This window comes from Geodermatophilus maliterrae, assembly GCF_041018925.1.
Classification (GTDB): domain Bacteria; phylum Actinomycetota; class Actinomycetes; order Mycobacteriales; family Geodermatophilaceae; genus Geodermatophilus; species Geodermatophilus maliterrae.
Window position 1 is genome coordinate 1 of sequence record NZ_JBFNXQ010000115.1, and the last position, 15,888, is coordinate 15,888.

Genomic DNA, 15,888 nt, shown 5'->3' on the forward strand with positions numbered 1-15,888 from the left:
CTAGTCGCGCGGTGGCAGCACCTTGCGCTCCTGGAGCACGCGGATCCAGTGCCGGAACGACTCCTCGGTGTCCATCACATCGCAGAACCCGTGCTGTTTGATCTTGACAGTGCTGACGAACGCGAGCGGCGGGCTCTCGGTGGCTCCATAGAGGAAGCAGAAGTCGGCGTAGTGGTGCGACTCCCCCAGCAGCTCCTGCATGCTGATCCTGCGCAGGCCGTGCTTGCCGACGATGCGATCCCACACGTCCGCCTTGGACGGCAGGTACTCCGCCATGCTGAGCGGCTCGTCGGGGCCTACCTCGACGCCGAGCTCCTCAGCCAGGGCCGGCCACAGGTCGTGCCACTCGAACACCTCGCCGTTGGTGAGGTTGTAGTGCTGCCCGTCGGCCGTCGGCTCCGAGGCGGCCCAGCGGATGGCGTTCGCGACGATGCGGGTGTCGACCGCCTCCCAGACGAAGGGCGTGCCGCCCGGGAAGGAGAACGGTCGGCCCTCCTCCTTGCAGATCGCGGCGTAGGCCCCGATGACCGGCGGCAGGTTCATTACGACGCCGTAGTTCGGTCCGACGATGAGCTGCGGGCGGAAGATCGTGTACCGCAACCCGCGCTCGGCGGTCTTCTCCTTCAGGTAGTCCTCCTGGAGCCAGTAGAAGTTGGCGTGCTCGTCGCGCGGGTACCGTTCGCGGGCCGGTACCCGCATCGGGTGCACGTGGATCCCGTACGCCTTGGTGCCCTGCAGCAGCGTCACGTGCTGCAGGGCGTCGTCGCCGGACAGCGGCTCGATGAGGTTCTGCAGCATCTCGAGGTTCGTCTGCATCTGGTCCTCCTCGGTCCACCCGGCGACCAGGCCCGGCTTCTCGTAGACCGCTGCGTAGACGACATGGCTCACGTCCGCGATACCGGTGAATGCTGCCTTCGAGGCACTCTGGTCCTGCAGATCCACCGGGAGATGCGTGAAGGGCTTGTTGCTGAAGACCTCCGGCTTGCGCCGCGACACCGCGACGACGTCCCAGCCGTCGTCGAGGAACCGGTCCACGACGGCGGCCCCGACGAGCCCGCTCGCTCCGGCGACGAGGACCTTGTGCGTCATGGCGCAACTCCTAGGAGGCATGACGGGAAGCGCAGAGTCGCCCGCGTAGAGCTTGACAACCGTTCAAGCAGGCGCACGTTCGGCCTCACTGTGGCCTACATCACACTCTCGGCCGATTCAAGCGGTGTCAAGAGCACCAGCGCCAGGACTCGTCCAGCAGACCCGAACTGCTCGGGTGGCCGGGCCGAGCGTCGCGTCTCCGTGCGACGACCGCGCAGCAGCGTCTCCAGGGTCCACGGGGAGCCGTTCAGTCACCGTTCGCCTTCGCTGCACGTGCAGTCAGACGACCGCCAGCGCCTGGCCGCCGGCTTCCTGGATCTGCGCCGCGCCGGTGTGCACGGTTTCCTCGAGCCGGGGCTGCGGTTCTGCGGTCTTCGCGAGAAGGACGACGTTCGCTCCGTTCTGCGCCGCTCGGGTGGCGATCGCCAGCCCGATGCCGCGGCTGCCGCCTGACATCAGCAGGGTCAGCCCGGCGAGCGTGGTCATGGCCGTGCCCCCCGGGCGGTGCCGCGGGACTCGGCCGCAGTCCGGCCGGGGGGTAGCACAGGCGTACGGCCGATCTCGGCCTTGGCGATCGACCGGAGGTGTACCTCGTCCGGGCCGTCGAACAGCCGCATCGCGCGGTGCCAGCCGTACATGGACGGCAACGGGGTGACGTCGGTGACGCCAGCACCCCCGTGCACCTGGATCGCTCGGTCGATGACCGCGGTGGCTGCCCGCGGGACGGCGACCTTCGCCATCGCCACCAGGTCACGGGCCGCCTTGTTGCCCGCCGTGTCGATGACGTGGCTGGCCCGGTGGCACAGCAGCCGTGCCTGCTCGATCTCGAGCCGGGACTCGGCGATCTGCTGCTGCACGACGCCCTGGTCGGCGAGCGGGCGCCCGAAGGCGACCCGCGACCGTGCCCGATCGACCATCAGCGCCAGGGCGCGCTCGGCGGCACCCAGCGCGCGCATGCAGTGGTGGATGCGGCCTGGACCCAGTCGCGCCTGGGCAGCCGCGAAGCCGCCCCCCTCCTCCCCCACCACGTTGCTCACCGGCACCCGGGCTCCGGCGAAGACGACCTCGGCGTGCCCGTGCTGGTCGTGGTGGTTGAACACCGGGAGGTCCCGGACGACCGTGGCCCCGGGTGTGTCCAGCGGCACGAGGACCATGGTCTGCTGCCGGTGCGGCTGCGCCGCGGGGTCGGTCTTCCCCATGACGATCAGCACGGCGCAGCGCGGGTCGAGGGCGCCGCTGGTCCACCACTTCCGTCCGGAGATGACGTATTCGTCGCCGTCGCGCTCGATCCGGGTGGCGATGTTGGTCGCGTCGCTGCTGGCCACGTCGGGCTCGGTCATGGCGAACGCGGACCTGATCTCACCGGCCAGCAGCGGCTCCAGCCACCTCTGCTTCTGCTCCTCCGACCCGAGCAGGTGCAGCAGTTCCATGTTCCCGGTGTCGGGCGCCTGGCAGTTGATCGCCTCCGGCGCCAGGTCGTTGCTCCAGCCCGACAGCTCCGCGATGGGCGCGTACTCCAACTGGGTGAGTCCGGACTCCGAGGGCAGGAACAGGTTCCACAAGCCCCGCTCCCGCGCCTGTTTCTTGAGCCGCTCGATCACGGGCGGGACGTCGTGGTCGTCGGGGCCGGCAGCCCGGCGGTGGGCGAGGTACTCCTCCTCGGCCGGCATCACCTGGTCGCGCATGAAGGCGAGCATCCGTTCGTGCAGCTCGACGGCGCGGGACGAGGGCGCTGGGAGGAAGTGGTCGGCGCGGGCTTGGGTCACGACATCCTCCAGGGACGGGAAGCTGACCGCCGGGCACGACTGCCCAGCGGCGGGCGGTGACATCGGGTCACGTCGTGCCGTTCAGTGCGGCGTGGCCGCGCTCGACCAGGGGGGGCACCAGGTCGCCGAGGCGCTCGAAGCCCTCGCCGATCGTCAGGCCCTGCTGGGACCGGAAGTGGATTCCCTCGAAGATGGCGGCGATCTTGAAGTACGCGAACCCGAGGTACCAGGGCAGCGAGGCGAGGTCTGCCCTGCTCTGCCGGCCGTAGGCAGCCAGGAGGTGGTCGCCACCGGGGTAGCCGGGAACGTCGGCCGGGACCGCAGCCACGGGGCTGTCGAGCCCCCGCATTCCGTCCCACCAGACGACCGTGGACGCGAGGTCGGCGAGGGGATCGCCCAGTGTCGCCATCTCCCAGTCCAGGACCGCCACGATGTGCCCGTGCACGGGGTCGACGACGACGTTGTCCAGCCGGTAGTCGCCATGGACGATGGCGGCGTTCTGACTGATCGGGATCTGCGTGGCCAATCGCTCGACCAGGCGAGTGAGTTCGGGCAGGTCGCGGCTGTGCGACGACTCGAGCTGACGCCGCCACCGGCGCAGCTGGCGCTCCAGATAACCGTCGGGCCGCCCGAGGTCGCCCAGGCCCACCTGCTGCGGATCGAGTCGGTGCAGTCGGGCGAGTACGTCGACCAGCTCGTCCGCCAGCGCGGTTGCGGCGGGAGCGTCCAGGCGCTCCAACTGCGCCCGTTCGCGCAGTACCTGCCCGTCGGCGAACTCCATGAGGTAGAACGGCGCGCCGATCACCTCGGCGCCGGCCAGCAGCAGGGGCCGGGGCACGGGTACGTCGGTCGGCGACAGTGCCGCGAGCAACCGGTGCTCCCGACCCATGTCGTGGGCGGTCTCGAGCACGTGCCCGAGGGGAGGCCGACGCAGCACCCAGCGGTCTCGCCCGTCGGACAGCAGGTAGGTGAGGTTGGACCGCCCGCCGGCCACCAGCTGCGCCGACAACGGCCCTTGCAGCAGATCCGGGAGCGTCTGCCGGATGTGTTCCTCGAGGGCCGCCAGGGGGAGTCCGGGTGGGTCCTCCCCCGTTCCCGGCCGCTGGTCCGCCTGTTCGCCGGTCACCGTCCGAGGCCACCCGCGGCCGACCGCCCCGGCCGCTCCCGCGCTGCGGGAGCCGGCACACGATCCAGCACGTACGACCCGGGGGCGGGTTCGAGCGGAGGATGACCGTCGCTGCCCAGGTCGGCCGGTGCGGGCCGCTCCTCACCGGAGCGCTCGAGCACCCACTCGGCCCAGGCCTCCCACCAGCTTCCCGTGTGCTTCTCGGCGCTCGCCTGCCATGTCTCCGGATCCGTGCCGGCGGCCCTGCCACCGGCCCAGTAGGTCGCCTTGGGGTTGCCGGGCGGGTTGACCAGGCTCGCGACGTGTCCGGCGTTGCTGAGCACGAAGGTGCTCGGTCCCGACAGCAGCTGGGTCGTGCGGTAGCAGCCCTTCCAGGGCGTGAGGTGGTCGTTCACGGCCCCGGTGACGAAGGTCGGCACCTCGATCCGGGAGAGATCGACCGGCGTCCCGAGCACCGAGACACCGCCCCGCCGGATCAGGGTGTTGTCGCGGAAGATCCCGAGGAACTGCTCGTGCAGCCGGGCGGGCAGGTTCGTCCCGTCGGCGTTCCACGCGAGGATGTCGAACACCGGCGGGTCCTCGCCCATCAGCCACTGGTTGATGACGTAGTTGAAGACGAGGTCGTCGGGTCGCATCCAGGCGAACACGGTCCCCATCGAGCGCGCGGAGATGATCCCCTTGCGCCGGCTGTCGCGCTGGGCGAGCTCCAACAGGCGCGGCGCGGAGAACGCCCCGATCGGCGCCTCGCTGTCGAAGTCGAGCAGCGTCACGCCGTAGGAGGCGCTGTGCACCACCGGGGCGTCGGTCTGGGCGAGGTGGCTGAGCACCGTCGACATGAGGATGCCGCCGGCGCAGAAGCCGATGGTGTTGACGTCGTCGGAGCCGGTGATCTCCCGGACCGTGTCGAGTGCGGCCACGATCCCGCGGCCGTAGTCGTCCATGCCCCAGTCCGCCTGCTCCGGCTGTGGGTTGCGCCAGCTGAGCATGAACACCTGCAGGCCCTGGCTCACCGCGTACTCGACGAAGCTGCGACCGGGCTGCAGGTCGAGGAAGTAGTAGCGACCGATCGGCGGCGGGATCACCAGGACCGGCCGCCGGCGCACCGTCGGGGTGCTCGGCGCGTACTGGATCAGTTCGGCCACCTCGGTCCGGTGCACGACCGCGCCAGGCGTGAGAGCGAGGTCCTGACCCACCGTGAAGGCCGTGCGGTCGGTCTGCGACGGCATCCCGCCGTTGTGCCGGACGTCGTGGGCGAGGTTCTTCAGCCCGCGCAGCACGCTGGCGCCTGCCGTGTCGAAGGCGTGCTTGAGCGCGGCGGGGTTTCCGAGAGGCGTGTTGGTCGGCGCGAGCGCGCTGGTCAGCGCGTTGACGGCGAAGCGGGCCCGCTCGACGTCGTGCCAGTCGATCTGCTGCGCCTCGAGACCGTCCACCAGCCGGCTCGCCGCGCCCCCGGCGGCCAGGTAGAGCTGCCCCACGCGCCGGTAGACCGGGTTCTTGGACCATGCCGGGTCGCTGAAACGCTTGTCCTTCGGCGACGGCAGGTGCTCGTCGGTGCCGCGGGCGATCTGCACGGATTCCCGAGCCAGGCGCGTGGCCTCCCTGCTCACCGGCCCGGCCTGCGCCAGCGCGAGGCCGAGACCGCGCAGGAAGCCGCCGACCGACGGGATCGCGACCGCCTCGCCGTTCTCGACCGCCTCCACGGCGTCGGTCTCGTCGTGCGGCACGTCTCCCCGGCTGTCGTCCCGGCCGTCCGACGCTCTGCCCACGTCCGCGGTCATCGTTCTCCCTCCTCGCTCTCGGGAACCCGGTGTCGACGGCGCGGGGGTCAGCCGACGATCACGACCTCTTCGACGAAGGCGGTGGGCAGCCGTTGCGCGTCGGCGAAGTTGTCCAGGTCGGCAACCGCAACCGCGAACTCGGGTGACGCCGCCGCGACACCGAACGCGTCCTCGTCGGCGAAGGTCAAGGTGGCCACACCGAGGAACGGCGGGTCGCCCTCCGGGGCCGCGATGGCGTGCTGCTGCACGTAGCGCTGGAGGCCCGGGATCTTCGCGTCGATCGGTCCGTGGGTGTCGCGCCAGTAGCGCAGCGCCTCGGCCCGGTCGAGGCCGCTCTTCTCGTACACCACGAAGGTCACCTTCAGCACGGCCTTCTCCTCAGCTCTCGTTGGGAACGAGGACGCCGCGCCCGATCAGGCGGCCCTCGTCGAGCGCGTGTAGGGCGTCGTTGACGCCCTCCAGCGGAAACGTCGTCGTGGTGAGCGTGACCGCGCCGCGGGCGGCGAGCGCCACGAGCTCGACGAGCTCGTTGTAGTTGCCGCAGATGTTGCCGACGAAGCTCGTCTCGGGGAACAGCGCCTGGCTCAGGATCTCCACCTCGAGCGTGGCCCCGTAGCCGACGAGGAAGTCGACCCCGTTGGCGCCGAGCAGCTCGACGCCGTCCTTCTCCGCGCCGCCCTCCCCGACGTAGTCGATGACCACCTCGGCGCCGACGCCGTCGGTGAGGTCGCGTACCTCTGCCACGTGCGAGCGGTCCTCCCGGGCGAGGACGACGTGGTCGGCGCCCCATCCCCGGGCGTGCTCGAGCGCCTCGGGGTTGCGGTCCACCACGATGATCTCGGTCTGCGACAGCGCCCGCAGCGCCTGGATGCCGATGTGTCCGAGGCCACCGGCGCCGAGGACGACGGTCCGGGTCCCCGGCACCGCGAGCGGGAGGGCCTTGCGCACCGCGCGATAGGCGGTCAGCCCGGCGTCCCCGAGCGGGGCGACGTCGACCGGGGTCAGGGAACCCTTGAGCGGTACGACCGCCCGCGCGTTCGTCTTGACGAACTCGGCGAAGCCCCCCGGCGCCAGCACCCCGGGGAACACCCCGGCGGTGCAGTGCATGTCGTCACCGGCTCGGCATGCCTTGCAGTACCCGCAGGTGGCGAGCGGGTGCAGCAGCACCGCATCCCCCACGGCCACGTGCGTCACACCGGCGCCGACCTCGGCGACCCAGCCTGCGGTCTCGTGCCCGCAGACGAACGGCAGGTCGACGCCGGCGCCCTTCTGCATGGCGTCGAACTGGCCGTCCCACAGGTGGATGTCGGTGCGGCAGAACCCGGCCGCCCCGACCCGGACGATGACGTCGTTCGGGGACGTGATCGTGGGGTCGGGGACCGTGTCTATGGCGAAATCGTGGCGGTACTCGGTCAGCAGGGCGGCTCTCATCGTGTCTCACTCCCGTGGCGCGGCGGATGGGTGGCGGTAGCGGGAACGGGCCGCGCCGGCCTGGTTGAGAGCTATTCCCGCAGCTCGCGGCGCAAGATCTTGCCGGTGACCGTCTTGGGCAGCTCGTCGATGATCTCGACCTGCCGCGGGTACTTGTAGGCGGCCATCCGCTCCCTGCAGTGCGCGATCAGCTCCTCGGGGGTGACCGTGGCCCCGGGCTTCACACTGACGAACGCCTTCACCGTCTCGCCGCGCTTCTCGTCGGGCACGCCGACGACGGCGGACTCGCGGACGGCCGGGTGCTCGGCCAGCACGTCTTCGACCTCGCGCGGCCAGACCTTGTAGCCGGACGCGTTGATCATGTCCTTCTTGCGGTCGACGATGAAGATCCAGCCCTCGGGGTTCATGAAGCCGACGTCGCCGCTCTTGAGCGCCCCGCCTGGCAGGCTGGCCGCGGTCTCCTGCGGCTTGCCCCAGTACCCGGCGACGACCTGCGGGCCCTCCGCGACGATCTCGCCGACCTCCCCCAGCGGCAGGTCCTGGCCGTCCTCTCCCTGGATGCGCACGATCGTGCTGGGCACGGGGACGCCGACCGACAGGGCTCCGGAGGTCGGGTCCACCGGGGACGGCGCTCCGAACGGCGTCAGCGTCATCGGGCTGGTCGTCTCGGTCAGCCCGTAGGCGTTGTGCACCTGCTTGCCCGTCTCGGCCAGGAAGGCCTGCTCGGCCGTGGGTGAGATGGCCGCCCCGCCGGAGTAGACCGAGGTGAAGGAGCTGAAGTGGTCCTTGGTGAACTCGGGGGATCCGAGCAGCGCGTTGAAGGCGGTGATCGCGCCGATCGTGTACGTCGGCCGGTGCTCGAGCAGGGCGTCGAGGACGACCTGCGGATCGAACCGGTAGGCCAGCACGAGCGTGGACGGGGCGAGGAAGCTGACGGCGATGTGCCCGATGAGGCCGGTGATGTGGAACAGCGGGGCGATCCCGAACACCGACCCGCCGGGGGCGAACCGGGCCCAGTCCCGGTACACGGATGCGGTGAACACGACGTTGCGGTGGGTGTTCATCGCCCCCTTGGGCACTCCCGTCGTCCCGGAGGTGTAGGTGAGGAAGGCGACGTCGTCCGGAGTGAACTGGACCGCCGGCGGCATCTGGCCCGCGTGCTGCTGCAGCAGCTCGGTGAAGTCCGTCGTCCCGTCGTGGCGCTGCCGGCTGACGCCCTTGAACAGCCGTTCGTCGTTGCGGCTCTGGTACTCCAGCTCGCTGGTGGTCAGCACCAGCTCGACGTCGGTGTTGGGGACGACGCCGCGGGCCACGCCGTCGTAGAGCGCCTCCAGGCAGACCAGCACCGTCGCGCCGGAGTCCTTGAGCAGGTAGGAGAGCTCGCGGGTGCGGCTCATCGGGTTGATCGAGACCATCACCCCGCCGGCCTTCCAGGTGCCGACCATGCAGACGAGGAACTGCGGCACGTTCTGCAGGTAGACCGCGAGCCGGTCACCGCGGCCGAAGCCGCTGGCCAGCAGGGCGCTGGCGAGGGCATCGCTCTGCTCGTCGAGCTCGGCGCGCGTCAGCACCCCATCGAAGTACTTCACCGCGGCGCCGTCCGGATCGGCGGCCACGCCCGCCCGGAACATCTCCAGCGCGTTGCCGTACTCGAGCTGGTTGTCGGCCGCCTGGTCGCCGTACAGGCCGAGCCACGGGCGCTCGTCGTAGACGCTCATGGCGGGCCTACTTGATCGCGAGGGGGTTGACGGGTGACCCGCTGCCCTGGGCGACCTTCAACGGCGCGGCCGCGTAGAAGAACTCGTAGCGACCGTCGTCGGCGCAGTCGTCCGCGAGCTTCTCCAGGTCGGCGATCTCGGTCAGCGTGACGCCGAGGTTGCGCATCAGCGCGCAGTGCAGGGACAGCGCCACGCCGTTGTTCGGGTCGAAGGTGACCTCGTTGGCGATCGTGTCGGTGACCAGGTTCGGGATCTCCATGTCGGCGAACCACTGCACGAGTTCGGGGCTGTACACCAGGCCCGGCTCGCAGAACCCCTCGTAGAACTTGTCACCCAGTTCGAAGAACAGCTGCAGGAAGTTCGTGCGGATGACCAGGATGTCGCGCTTCCGGAGCTCCACCCCCTGGGCCTGCGCGCACGCGAGCAGGTCCTCGTGCGTGAAGGTCTCCGCTGCCTCCAGGGTCGGCTTGCCCCGGAAGCGGGCCATGTCCAGGAGCACGGCGCGGCCGACCACGCCCCGCTGGGCGATCGGCTCGACGCTGGCCTTGTCCAGGCCCCCGATCGTCGTCCGGGCGTCGTAGCCGTTCCAGATCTTGCCGTCGTACCAGACGTGCCCCAGGCCGTCGTACTGAGTCGAGCCCTGGAGGAACGCATTGATCTTGTCGTCGGCGTAGTGCAGTCCGCCCGGGAAAGCGGGTCCGCTTCCCCCCTCGTCCCAGTCGCCCTCGTCCAGGATCTGCGTGCGCTCGGCCGGCGTGCGACCCGGCCACACGGGGTCCCCCTTCGGGTCACCGATGAGGCGCTGCAGGGTGAAGACCTTGCCCGAGCGGATCAGCTGTGCAGCGGCCAGCACCTGCTCCGGACCCAGGTAGTTCAGAGCACCGACCTCGTCGTCCGGGCCCCACTTGCCCCAGTTGCTGGGTGCGTCCTTCAGCACGTCACCGACGGCAGGAACGGTGGTCTCGGTCATGGGTCCTCCTGGACATCGCGGCATCCACGGCGTGGCCGCGGGCGGACGGCTGACGAAAGCACTGTGATCCAGGTCATACTCGTGGCCGGTCCGCGAGGCAACCGAGGGACCGATCTCTGGGACGTGGCCCGGCGGCAGCGTCCCGGACCGCAGGCCGCGATCCGTCGTCATGCGCATGCCGGACCGGCGCCCGGTCGGACGCGGCCCTTCCCGTCGGCCGCGCTCGACCTGGCGTCGGCGCTCGGGCAGACTGCGTCCACTTGCGGATGCCGACGAGCATCAGCCTCGTCGTCCGACGGACGAGCCTCGCTCGAGGAGGAACGCAGGTGGCCCACACCCAGCCGCAGGATGGGCCGGGTGCGCCTCCGGTGCTGTGGCAGCCGACAGCGGCCGACCGGGAGAGCAGCCGGGTCGTCGAGTTCCTGCGGTGGCTCGAGCGTGAGCGCGGCCTCGCCTTCGCCGATTACGACGACCTCTGGCGCTGGTCGGTCGAGGAGCTCGAGGACTTCTGGGACGCTGTGTGGCGGTTCTTCGCCCTGCCTGCGTCTGACCCCTACTCCGCTGTCCTGAGCGACCGGGCGATGCCCGGGGCGCGCTGGTTCGAGGGATCACGCCTCAACTACGCCGAGGCCCTGCTGTCCGGAGCGTCGGGCGACCGGCCCGCCCTTATCGCGGTCGCGGAGGAAGGGCCACCCCGCGAGATCTCGCGGAGTGAGCTGCGGGGTCAGGTCGGGGCGCTCGCTGCCGCGCTGCGCGACCTCGGCGTGGGACCCGGGGATCGGGTCGCGGCCTACCTCCCGAACATCCCCGAGGCGGTGGTGGCGCTGCTCGCCACGGCGAGCCTCGGGGCCGTGTGGACGTCGTGCGCCCCTGATTTCGGGCTGCGCAGCGTGGTCGACCGCCTCGGTCAGGTGGAGCCCACGGTGCTCATCGCCGTCGACGGTTACCGCTGGGCCGGCCGCGAGCACGACCGGCGCGACGTCGTCGCGCAGCTGCGCGCGGTGATGGCCTCCGTCCACACAGTGATCATCGTGCAGTCCCTGCACCCGGCCGCTCCACTCAGCCCCTCCGAGGACCTGCCCTATTCGGATCTCGTCGCGCGGCCGAGGGAGCCGGTGTTCGAACGGATGGACTTTGCAGCTCCGCTCTGGGTGCTGTTCTCCTCGGGGACGACCGGCTTGCCGAAAGGCATCGTGCACGGCCACGGCGGCATCGTCGTCGAGCATCTGAAGGCCCTCGGCCTCTGCCTGGACCTCCGGCCGGACGACACCTTCTTCCTCCCGAGCTCGACGAGCTGGATGGCATGGAACTTCCTCGTGGGCGGCCTGCTGCACGGCAGCACCGTCGTCCTCTACGACGGCAGCCCCGCGCACCCCTCCCCCGATGCCCTCTGGCAGGTGGCTGCACGGACGGGTGCGAGCGTGCTGGGGATGGGCTCGGCGTACGCGGCCGCGTGCGCCAAGGCCGGCGTCGTGCTGCCGGGCGATACGCGTGCGCGCCTGCGGACGGTCATCCCCACTGGATCCCCCCTGCCACTCGCCGGCTGGCAGTGGCTCAGCGACCAGCTGGGCCCGCGGGTCCGTATCGACTCCATCTGCGGCGGCACGGACGTCTGCACGGCATTCTTCGGCGGGAGCCCGTTGCTGCCTGTCTGGCAAGGGGAGATCTCGGGCCGCTGGCTGGGCGTGAAAGCGGCGGCCTACGACTCCGATGGGCGGCCGCTCGTGGGCCGGGTGGGCGAGTTCGTCCTCACCGCACCCATGCCGTCGATGCCGGTCGGGTTCTGGCGGGACCCGGAGGGGGCGCGGTACCGCTCCTCGTACTTCGAGACCTTCGACGGCGTCTGGCGGCAGGGCGACTGGATCACCCTCACCGAGCGGGGCAGTGTCGTCGTGTCCGGCCGCTCGGACGCGACCCTGAACCGGGGCGGCGTGCGGCTGGGCTCGGCCGAGATCTATGGCGTCGTGGAATCGATGCCCGAGATCGCCGACAGCCTCGTCGTGGGGATCGACCTGCCCGATGGCGGCTACTCCCTTCGGCTCTTCGTCGTCCCGGCCGCCGGCGTCGAGGTCGACGCCGGCCTGCGCGAGCGGATCGTGCGGGCGTTGCGGCAGGAGTTGTCCCCGCGACACGTTCCCGATGAGATCGTCGCCGCCCCAGGGGTGCCACGGACACTCACCGGCAAGAAACTCGAGATCCCGGTGAAACGAATCCTGCAAGGCACGGACGTCGATGCTGCCGTCTCCGACGGCGCGGTGGACCGGCCGGACCTGCTTTCGTGGTTCGCGGCCCCGACTTCCCCTGAACCCCGCCCGAGCAGGTGACCGTCACGGTCGGGTGCCGGCTCCTCGGGAGGACGGCGATCACCTCCCCGGACAACCTGCCGCGGCGATTGCCTGAACAGCCTCGAGTCGAGACTTGGCGCGTCGGGACCGGACGGCCGCCGCGGGGCCCTCACCGATACGTGAGGTGCTCGCCGCCGAGGTAGGTGTGCTCGCTGAAGGTGGGCAGCGTCGACCCTGACCGGCCGACCGAGAGCTTGGTGACGGCGCCGTTGACCGCGAAACGGTTGAGCGCCACCAGTCCGGCCGCACCGGGACGGAGCAGGACGGCGCAGACGGTCGCGATGACGCCGGCCGAGGTCAAGACGACGGCGTCCTGACCCCGCTCGAGGCCTGCACTAGCTCCTGAAGGGCGCCGGCTCCGTCCGCCATAGGGGACAACGCCCTGCTCACCGTCGAGGGCGCTCAGGATGACATGTGCTCGCCCGGGCAGACCGAGGCCGCGCACCGACTGTGCACCGGGATCCCGCAGACGCTCAAGCGCCACCACCTGCAGGAGGGCGTCGGCCACTACGGCGTCTTCGCCGGTGCCTGCTGGGAGACCGAGATATACCCGGTCATCCGGGACTTCATCGCCTCGCGGCAGGCCCGAGAGGTGCGGGCGACCGACTCCTGAGTGCCAGCTGCGCCGCGGCGCTCGGGGCCTGCACCGCCTCGGCGACCGGGTTGGCGCGCCACCGTGCCGCCGAAGTCGAGGCGAGCTACACCGCCTACGACGAACACCCCCTCCACGAACCGGACGAGTGGGGTGATTTGGCGTCGTTCCGCGAAGCCGCCGGACGGTCGTGACCACGCTGCCGGCGCGCGGTGAGGTCTGGTGGTGCGAGATGGCCGAGATCGGGCGCCGCCCGGTCGTCGTCCTCCCTCGCGACACAGTGCTCCCCCGACACCGGCGCGCACTCGTTCGCACCATGCACCACTGAAGTGACACCCCTCAGGCGAACGCCTCGTTTCGTGTCAGGTGCATGTTCTCGTAGTCGGTGGGGCTGAGGTTCTTCAGCCGGGAGTGCCGGCGACGGGTGTTGTAGAAGCCTTCGAGGTAGGAGAAGACCTCCATCTCCAGCTCGTGGCGGGTGGGCCAGGAGCGGCGGTAGATCAGTTCGGTCTTGAGAGTGGCGAACACCGACTCGGCCATGGCGTTGTCGAACGCCGAGCCGACCCGGCCCATTGAGGCCAGCAGGCCGGAGGCGCGCAGCGCCTTGCCGAACTCATAGGAGGTGTACTGGCTGCCTCGGTCGGTGTGATGCACCGTGCCGGCGGCCGGCTTGCGGGTGGTGATGGCCATGCCGACGGCGTCGAGGACCAACTCGGTGCGCAGGTGGTCGGCCATCGCCCAGCCCACGACGCGACGGGAGAAGGCGTCGACCACGATCGCCAGGTAGACGAAGCCCTCCCAGGTCCGCAGGTAGGAGATGTCGGCGACCCACAGCTGGTTGGGGGCGGTGGCGGTGAAGTTGCGCTCGACTAGGTCCGGCGCAGTCGCGGTCGAGGCGGCCCGACGGCCGTACTTGCCGCGTCGGCGGCGGTGCATCCCTTCGATCGCCCCGAGGCGCATCAGCCGGGCCACCCGCTTGCGGTTCCAGGCATGACCGCGGTCGCGGATCTCGGCGGTCAGCCGCCGGGCGCCATAGACCCGCCGGTGCTCGCTCCAGGCGGTGCGGGCGGCGTTGACAGCGTAGGCCTCGTCGAGTTCGGCGGCGGTCGGGCCACCGCGACGAGCGGCCCAGGCGTAGAAGCTGGTCGGGCTGAGGCCGAACACCCGGCAGAGACGGCGCACGCCGTAGCTGGTCTTCTCCGCGGCGATGAACTCGCAGAGCACTCCGCGATTCACCGGCCGGTCTCCCGGGCGAAGAAGACCGCGGCTTTTTCAGGATCTCCCGCTCGAGCTCCAGCTCGGTCACCTTGCGCCGCAACCGGGCCAACTCGAAGCGCTCATCGGCGCTCAGCGCGGCTGGACCCTCAGCACGCTGCCAGCGCTCGGCAGCCACCCAGTTCCGCAGCGTCTCGTGATTGACCCCCAGCTCCGCGGCGACGTCACGGATGCTGCGCCGACTGTCGAGCACCAACTGCGCGGCCCGCTGCCGGAACTCCTCGGGGTACTTGCTCCGTCGGCCCACCCGGGCCCTCCCTCCTCGGCTTGCGCCAAGTCTGGAGGTGTTCAGCCGACGGGTGTCACTTCAGGATCCCGCCTTCCAAGCTGGCCATGCCGGTTCGATCCCGGTCACCCGCTCCACGCAAAACCGCAGGTCAAGCCGCCTTCAGGCTCTCTGGAGAAGGTCTGGAGGAGCCTCCGCACAGCCCGTTTGAACCCTTTCATGACCCCTGTTTTCCGCTGCGTGGGTCATGAATGGGTCACGCCGCTCGGCTTGAACGGCCTGGTGGGACAGCCTCTCCGGCCGCCGAACCGAGCCCGTGACCCACTTGGGTCACGGGCCACCTCCTCAGGACCTATCGCTGCGCACGGGCTGTGCGCAGGCGTCCGGTAAGCCGGTGAATCTCCGGACCCGGTCCAGCGCCGCCTGCCCCTCGCCACCGGGCGCCCTGCGCTCGGCATCGGGACGGTCGGGCAGGTCGGCGATCGACTGCTAGAGGCTCTCGGCGATGGCTGCGAGGTGCCGCTCGTCGGCGGCGATCAGGGCTGGATCGGCCTTCGCGGCGAGGGAGGCGGGGAGATCGAAAGCACTGCTGCTTACGGGGCTCACGGCCAACGTGGTCGGCGGCGCCAGCGCCGTCAACGGGGTGTTCGCTCCTGGTCCCGGTGCTGCTCGCCTTCCTCTACCTCGCCGCGGTCGTCGCCGTCCTCTTTGGCCACGAAGGGCAAGGTACGAGCCGGCGGGCGACTCACCCGCAGCGACACTTTCATGGTGACCGGTCGGGCCGAACCCGTCCCTGATGTCGCGGTGCTACGTCGGCGAATTGGTCGCGTCAGCTTCGGGGGCCAACGCCTCGGTGACGGCCAGGCCGGTCTCGGGTCGTTCGAGGTAGCCGGCGATGCCGTGATGATCGTGCTTGCTGACCAGTTCGTGGTCCTCGACGAGACGACCATCGGTGGACTGGAACATCGGGGCCAGGCGGGGCTCCACGGCGATGAAGTCGTCGCGGTGGGCGACGTTGACCCAGCGGCCGACCTCCCGCGGCCAGAATGGCGGTTGGGGGCGGAGCCGGGGATAGACCACGCTGCCGAGGCCGAGCGGGCTGCCCAGGGTGATCAGCATGTTCGCGGTGGCTGCTGTGTGACGACGACCGCGGCTGGGTGGCGCAGGTTGAGTACGTCGTGGAGCACGAGTACGGCGTCGGCAAGCACCTGGCCTGCGTACCGCCAGGCGGGCTGCGGATGCCTGGGTGATTTCGCTCGGCGCGCCGCCCGCACCGTCGTTCACTAGTTGCGGATCGGTACGGTCCGCGGCATGGGGCTCCTCGACCGACTGCGAAACCGCCTGCAGATCAACCTGCCTGCGACCGCGCCGGCTCCCGTCCCGGCCGTCGACAACCGCTTCGCGCCCTCAGACGAGAGTGACGAGGGAGTCCACGAGAGCTAGTACGTCCCAGCGGACACGGACAAGGCCCGCTTCCTCGGGCCGGACGGCTTCCCGCCTCTGCGGCTGATCCCCTACCGCGACACTCTGGGTGAAGTCGTCCTGCGACTGTGCGAAGACTCCACCGGACTC

General features: G+C 70.4%; 13 protein-coding genes and 2 pseudogenes. 2 read left to right on the forward strand and 13 right to left on the reverse strand.

From position 1 onward, the window contains the following. The 9 genes from ABQ292_RS23100 to ABQ292_RS23140 all read right to left on the reverse strand — a co-directional run bounded on the left by ABQ292_RS23100 (position 1) and on the right by ABQ292_RS23140 (position 9,878). Positions 1–1,089: an SDR family oxidoreductase gene (locus ABQ292_RS23100; protein ID WP_369210055.1), complete on the reverse strand. Its 1,089-nt coding sequence runs from the start codon at positions 1,087–1,089 to the stop codon at positions 1–3. A 279-nt stretch (positions 1,090–1,368) separates the two neighbouring features. Next, complete coding sequence (locus tag ABQ292_RS23105; protein WP_369210056.1) at positions 1,369–1,575, reverse strand: SDR family NAD(P)-dependent oxidoreductase; 207 nt, start codon at positions 1,573–1,575, stop codon at positions 1,369–1,371. After that, a complete protein-coding gene (locus ABQ292_RS23110; protein WP_369210057.1) occupies positions 1,572–2,855 on the reverse strand; it encodes an acyl-CoA dehydrogenase family protein in 1,284 nt (427 codons plus the stop codon). The genes ABQ292_RS23105 and ABQ292_RS23110 overlap by 4 nt, the downstream gene beginning before the upstream one ends. 67 nt (positions 2,856–2,922) lie before the next feature. Beyond that, positions 2,923–3,981 (reverse strand): phosphotransferase family protein, encoded by a 1,059-nt coding sequence (locus ABQ292_RS23115; RefSeq protein ID WP_369210058.1) that lies wholly within the window; start codon positions 3,979–3,981, stop codon positions 2,923–2,925. Then, positions 3,978–5,759, reverse strand: coding sequence for a PHA/PHB synthase family protein (locus ABQ292_RS23120; protein ID WP_369210059.1), 1,782 nt, complete (start codon positions 5,757–5,759; stop codon positions 3,978–3,980). Before ABQ292_RS23120 ends, ABQ292_RS23115 begins: the two co-directional genes overlap by 4 nt. Before the next feature lie 47 nt (positions 5,760–5,806). Continuing rightward, positions 5,807–6,127, reverse strand: a complete 321-nt coding sequence (locus ABQ292_RS23125) for an EthD family reductase (RefSeq protein WP_369210060.1) — start codon at positions 6,125–6,127, stop codon at positions 5,807–5,809. Positions 6,128–6,137: 10 nt separating this feature from the next. Beyond that, positions 6,138–7,190 carry an NAD(P)-dependent alcohol dehydrogenase gene (locus ABQ292_RS23130; RefSeq protein WP_369210061.1) on the reverse strand — a complete coding sequence of 351 codons (1,053 nt, stop codon included), beginning with the start codon at positions 7,188–7,190 and terminating at the stop codon, positions 6,138–6,140. A 71-nt stretch (positions 7,191–7,261) separates the two neighbouring features. Beyond that, positions 7,262–8,908 carry an AMP-binding protein gene (locus ABQ292_RS23135; RefSeq protein ID WP_369210062.1) on the reverse strand — a complete coding sequence of 549 codons (1,647 nt, stop codon included), beginning with the start codon at positions 8,906–8,908 and terminating at the stop codon, positions 7,262–7,264. 7 nt (positions 8,909–8,915) lie between these two features. Continuing rightward, positions 8,916–9,878, reverse strand: a complete 963-nt coding sequence (locus tag ABQ292_RS23140; protein WP_369210063.1) for a cyclase family protein — start codon at positions 9,876–9,878, stop codon at positions 8,916–8,918. Positions 9,879–10,204: 326 nt separating this feature from the next. Between ABQ292_RS23140 and ABQ292_RS23145 the strand changes: the two genes are divergently transcribed. Next, positions 10,205–12,202, forward strand: a complete 1,998-nt coding sequence (locus ABQ292_RS23145; RefSeq protein WP_369210064.1) for an acetoacetate--CoA ligase — start codon at positions 10,205–10,207, stop codon at positions 12,200–12,202. A gap of 130 nt (positions 12,203–12,332) precedes the next feature. Here the strand turns inward: ABQ292_RS23145 and ABQ292_RS23150 are convergent, their stop codons facing one another. Further along, positions 12,333–12,524 (reverse strand): hypothetical protein, encoded by a 192-nt coding sequence (locus ABQ292_RS23150; protein WP_369210065.1) that lies wholly within the window; start codon positions 12,522–12,524, stop codon positions 12,333–12,335. 66 nt (positions 12,525–12,590) lie between these two features. Here ABQ292_RS23150 and ABQ292_RS23155 point away from each other — a divergent pair, with 66 nt between their 5' ends. After that, entirely contained in the window at positions 12,591–12,836 is a 246-nt protein-coding gene (locus ABQ292_RS23155) for a hypothetical protein (protein WP_369210067.1), read from the forward strand. Between the two features lie 318 nt (positions 12,837–13,154). Here the strand turns inward: ABQ292_RS23155 and ABQ292_RS23160 are convergent. From ABQ292_RS23160 to ABQ292_RS23170, 3 genes and pseudogenes are all read right to left on the reverse strand, one after another. Then, positions 13,155–14,066: pseudogene (locus tag ABQ292_RS23160) on the reverse strand (IS3 family transposase); the annotation flags it as partial. Between the two features lie 67 nt (positions 14,067–14,133). Further along, positions 14,134–14,337, reverse strand: a pseudogene (locus ABQ292_RS23165) (transposase); the annotation flags it as partial. Between the two features lie 786 nt (positions 14,338–15,123). Beyond that, positions 15,124–15,435 (reverse strand): hypothetical protein, encoded by a 312-nt coding sequence (locus tag ABQ292_RS23170; protein WP_369210066.1) that lies wholly within the window; start codon positions 15,433–15,435, stop codon positions 15,124–15,126. Between the last annotated feature and the right edge of the window lie 453 nt (positions 15,436–15,888).

What these genes read in the sequence shown, in the direction of transcription:
- ABQ292_RS23100 (WP_369210055.1), bottom strand. Translation starts at nt 1,089, where the DNA reads ATGACGCACAAGGTCCTCGTCGCCGGAGCGAGCGGGCTCGTCGGGGCC.
- ABQ292_RS23105 (WP_369210056.1), bottom strand. Translation starts at nt 1,575, where the DNA reads ATGACCACGCTCGCCGGGCTGACCCTGCTGATGTCAGGCGGCAGCCGC.
- ABQ292_RS23120 (WP_369210059.1), bottom strand. Translation starts at nt 5,759, where the DNA reads ATGACCGCGGACGTGGGCAGAGCGTCGGACGGCCGGGACGACAGCCGG.
- ABQ292_RS23130 (WP_369210061.1), bottom strand. Translation starts at nt 7,190, where the DNA reads ATGAGAGCCGCCCTGCTGACCGAGTACCGCCACGATTTCGCCATAGAC.
- ABQ292_RS23135 (WP_369210062.1), bottom strand. Translation starts at nt 8,908, where the DNA reads ATGAGCGTCTACGACGAGCGCCCGTGGCTCGGCCTGTACGGCGACCAG.
- ABQ292_RS23140 (WP_369210063.1), bottom strand. Translation starts at nt 9,878, where the DNA reads ATGACCGAGACCACCGTTCCTGCCGTCGGTGACGTGCTGAAGGACGCA.
- ABQ292_RS23170 (WP_369210066.1), bottom strand. Translation starts at nt 15,435, where the DNA reads ATGCTGATCACCCTGGGCAGCCCGCTCGGCCTCGGCAGCGTGGTCTAT.